The 11,983-nt window shown below is 71.5% G+C and carries 9 protein-coding genes; 3 read left to right on the top strand and 6 right to left on the bottom strand.

What is annotated here, in order from left to right:
* Positions 1-76 precede the first annotated feature (76 nt).
* Entirely contained in the window at positions 77-2,458 is a 2,382-nt protein-coding gene (locus ABZ822_RS23895; protein WP_360858037.1) for a GH92 family glycosyl hydrolase, read from the bottom strand.
* 471 nt (positions 2,459-2,929) lie between these two features.
* On the opposite strand from ABZ822_RS23895, the gene ABZ822_RS23890 reads away from it, so the two are divergent.
* A complete protein-coding gene (locus ABZ822_RS23890) occupies positions 2,930-4,234 on the top strand; it encodes an NAD(P)/FAD-dependent oxidoreductase (protein WP_360857748.1) in 1,305 nt (434 codons plus the stop codon).
* A gap of 157 nt (positions 4,235-4,391) precedes the next feature.
* The gene (locus ABZ822_RS23885) at positions 4,392-5,258 is read left to right on the top strand and encodes a DNA-formamidopyrimidine glycosylase family protein (RefSeq protein ID WP_360857745.1); all 867 of its coding nucleotides are present in this window, start codon (positions 4,392-4,394) and stop codon (positions 5,256-5,258) included.
* On the opposite strand, the gene ABZ822_RS23880 is transcribed toward ABZ822_RS23885, so the two are convergent.
* The gene (locus ABZ822_RS23880) at positions 5,251-6,753 is read right to left on the bottom strand and encodes an amino acid permease (protein ID WP_360857742.1); all 1,503 of its coding nucleotides are present in this window, start codon (positions 6,751-6,753) and stop codon (positions 5,251-5,253) included. The genes ABZ822_RS23885 and ABZ822_RS23880 overlap by 8 nt on opposite strands.
* 259 nt (positions 6,754-7,012) lie before the next feature.
* Between ABZ822_RS23880 and ABZ822_RS23875 the strand changes: the two genes are divergently transcribed.
* Entirely contained in the window at positions 7,013-7,804 is a 792-nt protein-coding gene (locus ABZ822_RS23875; protein ID WP_360857739.1) for a CAP domain-containing protein, read from the top strand.
* 241 nt (positions 7,805-8,045) lie between these two features.
* On the opposite strand, the gene ABZ822_RS23870 is transcribed toward ABZ822_RS23875, so the two are convergent.
* From ABZ822_RS23870 to ABZ822_RS23855, 4 genes are all read right to left on the bottom strand, one after another.
* Complete coding sequence (locus ABZ822_RS23870; RefSeq protein ID WP_360857736.1) at positions 8,046-9,449, bottom strand: HAMP domain-containing sensor histidine kinase; 1,404 nt, start codon at positions 9,447-9,449, stop codon at positions 8,046-8,048.
* Positions 9,446-10,186, bottom strand: coding sequence for a response regulator transcription factor (locus ABZ822_RS23865; protein WP_360857733.1), 741 nt, complete (start codon positions 10,184-10,186; stop codon positions 9,446-9,448). The genes ABZ822_RS23870 and ABZ822_RS23865 overlap by 4 nt, the downstream gene beginning before the upstream one ends.
* Positions 10,187-10,239: 53 nt before the next feature.
* Positions 10,240-10,815, bottom strand: coding sequence for a hypothetical protein (locus ABZ822_RS23860; protein WP_360857730.1), 576 nt, complete (start codon positions 10,813-10,815; stop codon positions 10,240-10,242).
* Between the two features lie 230 nt (positions 10,816-11,045).
* Complete coding sequence (locus tag ABZ822_RS23855) at positions 11,046-11,816, bottom strand: hypothetical protein (RefSeq protein ID WP_360857727.1); 771 nt, start codon at positions 11,814-11,816, stop codon at positions 11,046-11,048.
* Positions 11,817-11,983 lie beyond the last annotated feature (167 nt).

The following is an 11,983-nucleotide window of genomic DNA, read 5'->3' as shown; positions in this document are numbered from 1 at the left end:
CCGCGGAGGTGCGTTCCGCTCGGTGCGTGCTAGGTGTATCGATCACGAGCGTTGTTGACGCGGGTGATCAATACAGCTAGGCGCCGGGTCCCCGTTCCTTGCGCGCCGGTGACACGGCGTCAGCCATGGCCGGCGGGGCGTCGCCCGCCCGGGTGCCCCACGCCGAGGGCTGCGTGCCGGGCCGGAACTCCAGCTCCCGTCCCGCCCTGATGTCGTCCGTCGTGATCCAGGTCTTCGTCAGGTCCTTGCCGCCGAGCCGCACGGACTGCACGTACCGCGCCGCGTCGCTCGTCCCGGGCGCCGTGATCCGCATCCGGCCGCTCGGGTACCAGTTCCGGTCCAGCGCCAGGTCGACCTGTTCGAACGCGGGCGTCGACAGGCCCCAGACGTCCGTGCCGGGGAACACCGGGAAGACGCCCATCGACGACAGCACCATCCACGACGACATGGTGCCCAGGTCGTCGTTGCCGGTGATGCCGTCCGGCGCGTCCGTGAACAGCGACAGCGCCGCGCGCACCACGTCGTTCGTCTTCCCCGGGCTGCCCGTGGCGAGGTAGGTGTACGGCGCGATGAGGTCCGGCTCGTTCTGCGGGTTGTACTTGTCCTGGTTGTAGTAGTCGTACGGGCCGCCCACCCAGACCTCGCGCGCCGTCCCGGCGGGGTCCTTGCGCAGCTGGTCGTAGGCGAAGAAGCTGTCCAGCCGCCGCTCGGTGGCCTCCTTGCCGCCCAGGAGGGAGACCAGGCCCGGCAGGTCCTGCGGCACCATCCACAGGTACTGCCACGCCGTGCCCTCGTGGAAGCCCTCGCTCTTCGCGGGGTCCTCGGCGCCGATGAAGACCCCGTCGGCGTCGCGCGGGCGGAAGAAGCCGGTCGAACCGTCGAACAGGTTGCGGTAGCTCTGGCCGCGCGCGGCGTACCGCTCGGCGTCCTCCCTGTGCCCGAGGTCCCGGGCCATCTCGGCGAGCGCCGCGTCCGCCAGCGCGTACTCGAGGGTGGCCGAGCCGCCGTGGTGGAAGTCGGAGTCCCCGATCTTGTCCTTCGCGCGGTCGGCGTCGTGGGGGACGTAACCCTCGCGCTGGTAGTGGGTGTTGCCCTCGCGCCCCACATAGGGGCTGCCCTTCGGCGGGACGCCGTCCGCGTTCTTCTGCAGGACGCGGTAGACCTCGTCCTCATGTCCCTTCAGCAGCCCCTGCTGGTAGGCGTTCGTGAGGAACGGGGTCACCGGGTCGCCGGTCATGATGTTCGTCTCGGCCGTGCCGTAGCCCCACTTGGGCAGCCAGCCGCCCTGCTCGTCCACCCGGAGCAGCGACAGCGCCATGTCGCGCGACTCGCGCGGGGCGAGGAGGGCGAGCAGCTGCGCCTGGGTGCGGTAGGTGTCCCACAGGGACCAGTTCTGGTAATACGTGAAGCCCTCGGCCTGGTGCACCTGCCGGTCCCAGCCGGTGTAGCGGCCGTCGACGTCCTGGCCGATGTTGGGGTGCAGCAGCGAGCGGTAGAGCGCGGAGTAGAACGCGCGCCGCTGCTCCAGCCCCCCGCCGCGTACGCGGACCTGGCCGAGCCGCTGCTCCCAGGCTCGGGTGGCCGCCGCGGCGGTCGCGTCGAAGGACGCCCGCCCCTCGGCCTCCAGGTTCCGGGCCGCGCCCTCCTGGTCGACGTAGGAGATGGCGGTGACGGCCTCCACGTCGCGGTCGCGTCCTGTGGTGTCGAACCGTACGTACGCGCCGCGGCGCCCCGTGCCCTCGGAGGCGGTGGAGCCCTCGGTCACCCGGGCGCCGTCCCACGTGCCGTACGTGGTGAAGGGCCGGTCGAACCGCGTGACGGTGTGCACCGTGTACGGCTCGCCGCCCTTGCGGCAGAAGCCGTTGCCGGTGATCGTGGCCGCCACGGTGCGGTCGTCGAGGACGGTGACCTGGCTGCCCGTCACCTTGTGCAGCGCCTGGCCCGAGTTGAGCAGGACGTTGGCCTTGTCCGTGGCCGGGAACGTGTAGCGCTGGTGGCCGGTGTGCGCGGTGGCGCTCAGCTCGGCGGTGATGCCGCCGTGGTCGGCCAGACGGACCTTGTAACGGCCGGGCGAGGCGCTCTCCTGGTCGTGGCTGAAGCCGGAGGCGTAGACGGCGTTGTCGGTGCTGGTGATGTCACCGGTGGTCGGCATGACGGGCAGGTCGCCGCCGATGGCGCAGCCGACCCCGGACAGGTGGACGGCGGAGAAGCCGCGGATCCGTGAGTCGTTCCAGTCGTAGCCGGTGTTGTGACCGGTGTCGGGGGAGAGCTGGACCATCCCGAACGGGACGGCGGCGCCGGGGAAGGTGTTGCCCTCGTCGCGGGTGCCGATGAACGGATTGACGAGGTCGGTGAGGCGCTCGCCGGTATCGGCGGCGTCCGCGGCGGTGGGAGCGGGTCCGCCGAGCGCGGCACCGAGAAGGGCCGCCACGACGGCGGCCCCGGTGGCCAGGCGCATGCGGCCGGTGGCCTGGCGCGCGCGGCCGCGGAGGCCGCCACGACGGGATGGGATCCATGACATGAGACGGCCTCCACGGGCAGGGGGTCGGGGCAGGGAGGACGAGCGGGGGGTCTGCAAGGCGGGGGGCTGCAAGGGGGTCGGACAACGGGAGTCGGACGGGGAGAGTCGGACAGCGGGGGACAACGTTGTCAGGAGACCGTGTCAGGCTCGCTGCGCCGGGGAGGCAAGTCAAGGATCTTCCGGGGTACGGGAGTTCGAGCCGGATTCGGCTGAGCCGTACGGGGAACCCGGAGCGGCGGAGTGTTCGAAGGCGAGCGTCGGAGCGCCACAACGCCCGGGCCCAAGGCCCAGAGCGGAGAGCCCCGGGCAGGAGCGCCGAGCTTGAGGGGCCGGGGCCCGTGACACCCGGGCGAAGGCACCGGGCGGGGCGCGCACCGGCCGCCGCCACCACCCGTCCAGGGAAGGACCATGAGCCGACCGCGCATCGTGATCGTCGGAGCGGGCTTCGCCGGATACGAGGCCGCCCGTTCGCTGTCCCGTACCGTCCGTGACACCGCGGACATCGTCCTGATCAGCCCGAACGACTACTTCCTCTACGTGCCGCTGCTGCCCGAGGTCGCGACCGGCATCCTCGAGCCCCGCCGGGTGTCCGTGTCGCTCACCGGCACCCTGCCGCACGTCCGCCTCGTCCTCGGCACGGCCGACCACGTCGACCTCGACGGCCGCCGTGTCGAGGTGACCGACCCTGAGGGCCGCACGCGCGAGGTCGCCTACGACCGGCTGATCCTCGCCGTGGGAAGCGTCAACAAGCTGCTTCCCGTGCCGGGCGTCACCCGGCACGCCCACGGATTCCGCGGCATGCCGGAAGCCCTCTACCTCCGCGACCACATCACCCGGCAGATCGAACTCGCGGGCGCGAGCGACGACCCCGGGGAACGGGAGGCGCGCTGCACCTTCGTCGTGGTCGGCGCCGGATACACGGGCACCGAAGTGGCCGCGCACGGAAAGCTGTTCACGGACAAGCTGGCCGCGCAGAACGCGGCGCTGCGCCACGCTCCGCGCCCGCGGTGGCTGCTGCTCGATGTGGCACCGCGCGTCCTGCCGGAGCTGGCGGAGCACATGTCCAGGACGGCGGACCGCGTCCTCACGGGGCGCGGGGTGGAGGTCGCCACGGGCACGTCGGTGGACGAGGCGACCGAGGACGGGGTGCGTCTGACCGACGGGCGCTTCGTGCCCACGCATTCGCTGATCTGGTGCGTCGGGGTCCGCCCTGACCCCCTGGTCGGCGATCTCGGCCTGCGCACGGAGAAGGGCCGGCTGGTCGTCGACGAGTACCTCGCCGTTCCCGGTCACCCCGAGGTGCTGGCCTGCGGTGACGCGGCAGCCGTGCCCGATCTGACGCGGCCGGGGGAGATCACCCCCATGACGGCGCAGCACGCGAGCCGCCAGGGGCGGACCGCGGCCCGCAACGTCGCCGCCTCCTTCGGGCGGGGCGAGCGCCGCCCGTACGTCCACCACGACCTGGGCTTCGTCGTCGACCTCGGTGGCCTGCAGGCGGCGGCGGACCCGCTGGGAGCGCCACTGTCCGGACCGGTGGCCAAGGCGGTGACGCGGGGCTACCACCTGCTGGCCATGCCGGGGAACCGGGTGCGAGTGGGGGCCGACTGGCTCCTGGACGCGGTCCTTCCGCGCCAGGCCGTACAGCTCGGGCTGGTCCGCTCCGACGCGGTGCCGCTGGAGAACGCGGCGCCGGAGACGCCGGTACTGCGCTGAGAGGGCCTGCCGCCCCGGGGCTGTGGGGCCTGGGGCGGCGGTCCGGGGGTTCGGGACCCGGGGGGCCGGCGCGGGAGGGGGATGGGCGCCATCGGACGGGACGGGTCCCGCGGTCGCTCCCGGGCCGTGTCCGGCCCCCGGCTGGCAGACTGGGGGCATGCCGGAACTGCCGGAGGTCGAAGCACTCAGCGGGTTCCTGTCCGAGCACGTGGTGGGCAGGACGGTCGCCAAGGTGTTCCCGGTGGCCGTGAGCGTGCTCAAGACGTACGACCCGCCGTTCGGCGCGCTCGAAGGGCGGGAGTTCACCGGCGTGGGCCGCCACGGCAAGTTCCTCGATCTGGCGGCGGGCGATCTGCATCTGGTCGTCCACCTTGCGCGCGCGGGCTGGCTGCAGTGGAAGGAGAACCTTCCCGCCGTACCTCCCCGCCCCGGCAAGGGACCGCTGGCGCTGCGGCTGCGGCTGGCCGAGCCCGAGGGCACCGGATTCGATCTGACCGAGGCGGGAACCCAGAAGCGTCTCGCGGTGTATCTGGTACGTGAACCTGCAGACGTACCGGGAATCGCCCGGCTGGGACCCGACCCGATCTCCGACGGCCTCACCTTGGAGGCCTTCACCGGCCTGCTCGAGGGCGAGCGCCGGCAGATCAAGGGTGTGCTCCGCGACCAGAGCGTCATCGCCGGGATCGGCAACGCGTACTCGGACGAGATCCTGCACGCCGCCAGGATGTCCCCGTTCAAGCTGGCGTCGAGTCTCACCGAGGAGGAGACGGCTCAGCTGTTCGAGGCCATGGGCACCACGCTGCACGAGGCCGTCGAGCGGTCGCGCGGACTCGCCGCCGGAAAGCTCAAGGCGGAGAAGAAGAGCGGCCTGCGGGTGCACGGCCGCAAGGGCGAGCCGTGCCCCGTCTGCGGGGACACCATTCGTGAGGTGTCCTTCAGCGACTCGGCGCTGCAGTACTGCCCGACGTGCCAGACGGGCGGGAAGCCGCTGGCGGACCGGCGGCTGTCCCGGCTGCTCAAATAGCCCCGCTCTTCTCCGGTGCGTCGTCCTCGTCCGGGTCGTCGGTCCTGCCCCCGGCCCCGCCGGCCTTGGCGAGCTCCGAATTCCGGTACGAGTAGGCGAAGTAGATGACGAGCCCGATCGCGAACCAGACGGCGAAGCGCACCCAGGTCTGCCACTGGAGGTAGGTGATCAGCCAGATCGAGGCGGCCACCCCGATCGCGGGCACGACCGGCATGCCCGGGCACCGGAACTCACGGGGCAGGTCGGGCCTGCGGTAGCGGAGCACGATCACGGCGGTGCAGACGACGGCGAAGGCGAGCAGGATGCCGATGTTCGTCAGCTCCGCCGCCTCACCGATCTTCACGAAGCCGGCGATCCCGGCGGAGGCCACACCCACGATCCATGTCACGCGGGTCGGCACATGGCGTGTGGGGTGCGTCTTGGCGAACCAGCGCGGCAGCAGACCGTCCCGGCTCATGGAGAACCACACGCGGGTCACGCCGAGCATGAAGGTGAACATCACGGTGAGGATGCCGATGATCGCTCCGACCGCGATCACGTCCGCGATGCCGCTCAGGCCCACGGACTTGAAGGCGGTGGAGAAGCCGCTCTCCGGGTCGACCTTCGTGTAGTGCTGCATACCCACGAGAACCAGGCAGGCCAGGACATAGAGCACCATCGAAATGGCGAGCGAGTAGAGGATCGCCTTAGGCATGTGCTTGCGGGCGTCCTTGGACTCCTCGGCCGCGGTGCTCATCGCATCGAATCCGAAGACGGCGAAGAAGACCGTCGCGGCGCCCGTGAACGCCCCGCTGACGCCGTACGGGAAGAAGGGGCTGTAGTTGTCCGAGGTGATGTGGAAGAAGCCGACGCCGATGACGAGCAGGACCACCAGGACCTTGAGGCCCACGACGACGGTCTCGAAGCGCGCGGCGTTCTTGATGCCGAGATTCAGCAGATAGGCCACGAACAGGCACAGAACGACGGCAAAGAGGTCCACCTTGTGGCCCTCGCCCGTTCCCGGGGCCCCGAGCATCCAGGCCGGCAGGTCGACACCCACCTCGCCGAGCAGGAAGTTGAAGTATCCGGAGATGCCGATCGCCACGACCGCGACGATCGCCGTGTACTCCAGCAGCAGGTCCCAGCCGATGAACCAGCCCGCCAGCTCGCCCAGGACCGCATAGCCGTAGGTGTAGGCCGAGCCCGCCTTCGGTATGAGGCCCGCGAACTCGGCGTACGAGAAGGCGGCGGCGGCCGAGGCGACGCCCGCGATCAGGAAGGAGACCAGGACGGCGGGCCCCGCCGTGCCGTTGGCGACCGTGCCCGCGAGCGCGAAGATCCCGGCGCCGATGATGCCGCCCACGCCGATGGCGGTGAGCTGCCAGAGGCCCAGGGTCCGGGTCAGCCGCTCGCCCGCGGTGCCTTCGGCCTCGTCGATGTACTCGATGGGTTTGCGGCGCAGTACGCCCTGTCCGGCCCCCGGCTTGCGTCCGGGGTGACTCCCGAGCCCGGCCATGAGGTGTCCTCTCTCCGTGGACAGCTGACGGCGGCTCATGATGGCGGAGGGGGCCCTGGGACGGAAGATGCCGTCCGCAGGCCGTTTTTCGGAAAGAGTTTCCCGCGATCCGAAGTGGTGTCTGAGCTGAGTCTTATGGGTTCTTGAAGATCTCGTTCGAATGATGATCGGAGCGGATCGGGCCGCATATCGTCACTCACGGCGGCCGGACGAGAACCGGAACCCGCTGCACCCCCCAGCCCAACGGAGGACGACCACCATGAGCCCTCGCTCAGGCAATGGACGGCGCACCGCGTCTCACCGTCGCCCGCGCGAAGGACGGCCGGTCCGTCGCATCGCTCTGACAGCCGGGCTCCTCACGGTTGTCGCGGGCGTCGGCGCCGGAGCGGTGGTCGTGCAGTCGGGCGGCGACCCGGTGGCCGATCAGTCCACCGCGGATCGCGCCGCTTCCTCGGCGTCCCCCATGGCCGAGGAAGCGGTGCCTCGCACCTCGTCCGGCTCACCGTCGGAATCGAAGAGCTCAACACCCAAGCGCAAGAAGGCTTCCACGAAGCCGAGCCCGAAGCGTACGGCCGAGAAGTCGAAGCAGGCGACGAAGACGGCGTCCGACCGAGACACGCAGGAGACCACGCGCAGCGCTCCGACGCGTCAGCCCACCTCCGCCGCGACCGGTGACGCCGCACGCATCGTCGAGCTGGTCAACCAGGAGCGGTCCCAGGCGGGCTGCAGCCCGCTGAAGACCAACGCCAAGCTGACCGCGGCCGCGCAGAAGTTCACCGACGCCATGGCGCGCGCGGGGACCCTCTCGCACACCGGCCCCGACGGCTCGCAGGTGCAGGACCGTGTGGAGCGCGAGGGCTACGCGTGGTCCGCGGTCGGCGAGAACATAGCCCAGGGGCAGAGCAGCCCCGAAGAGGTCATGAATTCCTGGATGAACAGCCAGGGCCACCGCGAGAACATCCTCAACTGCTCGTTCCGCGAGATAGGCATCGGCATCCACGAGGGCGACAACGGCCCGTGGTGGACCCAGGACTTCGGCACCCAGCGCTGACGAACGACCCGACGCGACCGGGGTGAATCGTTTCCCTCGGCCATCACGGGATGAATCCGGGCAAACCGGAATGGTCTCCCGTTGATCGCGAACGCGTCGGCCCCCATGAGCGTCCGGGCCCCCTGACCGAACAGGTACGGCGGCCCGGACTCCGTACGGCGCAGGGGAACCCGGCGCCTCCTCGCCGGTGCCTCCGTCGCCGGCGCCCCGCGCCTCCGTCGCCGGTCGGCCCGTGCCCGGCCTACGACCGCTGGGCCGACCTGCGGGCCCGCCGGGCGGCGCGCACCGGGCCGCGCTTCCGCTCCGCGTCCAGCCCCAGCGTCACCCGTACCTGCGCGCCCCCCATCGGGCCGCGGGCGATGACGACCTCCCCGCGCGTGGCGCGCGCCGCGCGGTGCGCGATGTCCAGCCCGAGGCCCGTCGAACCGCCCACGCTGACGCCCCGGGCGAGCGCCAGGTCGGGGTCGGCGATGCCGGGTCCCGCGTCGTCCACCGAGAGGACCACGGCCTGGGCGGTCCGTTCCACGCGGACGGTGAACGCCGTTCCCTGGGGTGTGTGCTGGAAGACGTTGCCGATCAGGGCGTCGACCACGGCCGCGAGATCGTCGTGCGGCAGCCGGACGGAGGTCGGCTCCGACGTGGCGATCAGCCGGCAGTCCCGCTCCTGCTGCGCGGCGAGCACCGACCAGAACTCCACCCGTCCCCGGACCACCTCCGAGACCTCGCACCGCTGCTCGGCCGGCAGGCCCGCGATGTCGGCGGGGCGCCCCGGCTCCTTGAGCGCCTCGGTGACGCCGCCCAGCGGTCCGACGGCCAGCGGCGTACGGGCCGCCGAGATGATCGAGTCGAGCTCGGACTCGAGATTGGTGATCGCCGCGTTGAGGCGCTCCGCGCCGGGCGCCGACCCCATGCGCTCCGCCTCCAGGTGGAGCGCCGTCAGCGGGGTGCGGAGCCGGTGCGAGAGGTCGGCCACCAGCTCGCGCTCCATCGCCAGGAGCTGGACGACGCGGTCGGCCATCGAGTTGAACGCGCGGCCCGCCTCCGCCAGCTCGGGCGGCCCGGCCGGGTGGACCCGTACGCCGAGGTCGCCCGAGCCCAGTGCGTTGGACGCCCGGGAGAGGCCCTGGGAGGAGCGCACGACGCGTGCGCCGAGCCGGTCGGCCACCAGGACGGAACCGGCCACCAGCCCCACCGCCAGGACGGACATGACGACCCAGGACAGGGTCACGCCCCGGTCGAGGTCCTCCTGCGGCACGAAGGACTCCACGACGGCCACCCGGTTCTCGGCGAGGATCACCGGCTGGAGGTAGACCCGACCCGCCGATGTGGTCAGGGCGAGCGTCTCGCGCTCGCGCTCCGCCCGGTGGAGGCCCTGCGGCGTCGCGTGCTCCGCGCCGATGACGTCCCCGTCGGGCAGGTGCACGCCCAGCCGGTCCCCGGCGTCCAGGCCGGACACGGCCTGCTGGACGTCCGAGGGGCGGGTGGTCAGGGCGAGTACGGGCGCGAGTGCGGCGGCCCGCTGCTCGGCCTCGGTCGTCGCGCGGCTCCGCGCCTCGGATTGGACAAGAAGGGCAAGAGGTATCAGAAAGGACAGCGCCACCATGGAGGTGACCGCGAGCGCGACCCCCGCGAGTGCCCGTCTCATCGCGGCGCCACCAGCTTGATGCCGATGCCTCGCACGGTGTGCAAGTAGCGCGGTTGTGACGCTCTTTCACCCAGTTTGCGGCGAAGTGCCGAGAGATGGACGTCGATGGTCTGGTCCTCCACGTACGGCTGCCGCCAGACGTCCGCCAGGATCCGCCGCCGGGAGACCACCTGGTCCGCGTGGGCGGCCAGATAGGCCAGCAGGTCGAACTCGCGCCGGGTCAGCCGCAGCTCATGTCCGGCCAGATGCGCCGTCCTGGCCGCGGGATCCACCTGCAGGTCCCCGACCTGGATGACGCGGGGCGTCGCGGGTATCGCGCCGTTCCGGGGCGCGTTCGCCCCCTCCGCGCCCTGCGGGAACGCCGCGGCCGAGCGTGCCGACGTACGCCGCAGCACGGCACCGAGGCGGGCGGCGAGCTGCCCGCCGGAGAACGGCTTCACCACGTAGTCGTCCGCGCCCGCGTTCAGCAGCTTGATCACTTGGGCGTCGTCGTCCCGCGCGGTGGCGACCACCACGGGCACCTGTGAAATACCTCGCAGCATGCGGAGCACGTCCGTCCCGTCCAGGTCCGGGAGGCCGAGGTCGAGCACCACCACGTCCGGAGGGCGCTGGGTGACCTCGCGCAAGGCCTCGAAACCGTGGGAGGCACTGTGCACCACATGCCCGTGCGCCGAGAGCACTTCGATCAGTGCGCTCCGGATCACGGGGTCGTCTTCGACGAGAAGCACGGATGCCATGGCGCAGCACGGTAGCTGGTCCGACACTATGGTGTCGTGCCTCGCTCTCTGCGCTACCTGCTGATATGGATCTCGTGCACTGCCGTCAGCGTGACGGCGGTGATACTCACGGTGCATTTCGTGGTCGGATCGACCAAGCCGACCCCGCCCGTGGCGCGCTCCGCGCCGACCGTGTTCTCCTCGCCGTCCGAGCAGGCCCGCAAGTCCAGCAGACCGGCGAAGCCCAGCCCTTCGGCGACCAGTCGCGCCCCGACGCGCAAGCCGTCCCCCAAGCCGACGCCCTCCCGGACGTCGCACGCGCCGTCCCCGACCAAGGCGTCGCCTTCCGAGCAGCCGACGGCGACGCAGTCGCCCGCGAACTGCAGCGAGGGCGGTTCGGGTGTGCAGACGATCCAGTCGGCCGGAGGACAGGCCTCGGTCCGTTTCGGCGACAACGGCGTCTGCTTCGTCTCGGCGATCCCCACGCAGGGCTTCACCGTCCGGACGTCGCAGACCGAGCCGACGACGCTCCGCGTGATCTTCTCGGGCGACCGCCAGCAGTCGGAGATCATGGCGACGACCGAGCCGTACGACCGCGCGGAGGTCACGGAGACGTCCTGGTAGACGAGACGGCGCGTCCTCGTGGACAACGGGGTGTCCTGGTGGACAACGGCGCGTCCTCGTGGACAACGGTGTCCTGGTGGACAACGGCGCGTCCTCGTGGACAACGGGCCGTCCTGGTGGGCGACGGGGCTCCTGCTGGCCACGGAGGCGGTCGGTGGGGGACGGGGGCGGCCCGGCCGAGAGCGGTCGGTGCCCAAGCGCCTCAACCGCTCTCGTCCGCCCCCGCGCGTCAACCGCTCTCGCCCGCCCCCGCGCCTCAACCGCCCTCGCCCGCACCCGGGAAGAGCGCGAGGAAGGGCGCGGCCGAGTCGTTTCCGTCCCGCCCCAGCGGCGCGTCGAAGTTCCAGATCAGGAACAGCAGGAACGCGATGAGCGCACTGAAGAGGCCCGCCATCAGCAACTCGCGCCCCGAGCGCCGGATCTGGAGCATGAAGATCATCCCGATCGTGGCCACCGCGCCGGCGATCAGGCCGAACCACACCACCCCCGGCATCGTCTTCCCCGCACTCTCCGCCCGCGCGGTGCGCGCGCTGTCGGCCGCGGCGACCTGGTCGACGACGGGCTGGTACGCCTGGCTCTCCAGCTCCGTGCGCGGCACGTGCGTGGTGACGTCGTGACGTACCCGGCCGAGCAGAACCGCGCCGCGGTCGGTGAGTTCGTCGTGCCGGGCCATGTACGGCCATTCCCGGCCCACCACATGCGCCACGTACGCGTCGACGTCGTCGCGGATCCGCTCCCGCGCCTTCTCCGGGTAGACCGCGGTCCGCGAGCTGACCTCGTGCAGCGCCTGGGCCTCGGTGCGTACGGCGTCCTCGGCCGCGCCGCGCGCCTCCCAGACGCCCGCGATGGCCAGGCCGAGCACGATCGCGTAGACCACGCCGATCATCATCGTCATGTACTCGAGGACGTCCGGGGTTTCGGAGGGGTCGTCGTTCTCGCCGATGCGGCGCTGGTTGAGCATCACGATCACGAGGACGACGACGCATACGGCGGCCATCGCGACGGTCAGCACCAGCCAAGCGGACATACGGGTTCCTCCGGGGTCGGGCGGTCGGCCTGGTCAGCGGCGTGAGCGGGGGCGCAGCGCGGCCGCGGCGAGCACGGCGGGCGCGGTGATGAGCAGCGTGTTGGTCACCACTGAGGAGCTCTGAGGTTCCTCGCGGGCCATGACGGGGTGCGCCCGCGGCAGTGCCG

This window comes from Streptomyces sp. NPDC047108, assembly GCF_040643575.1.
Classification (GTDB): Bacteria; Actinomycetota; Actinomycetes; order Streptomycetales; family Streptomycetaceae; genus Streptomyces.
Note: the sequence above shows the minus strand (reverse complement) of the source record. Positions and strands in the feature narration are given on the sequence as shown.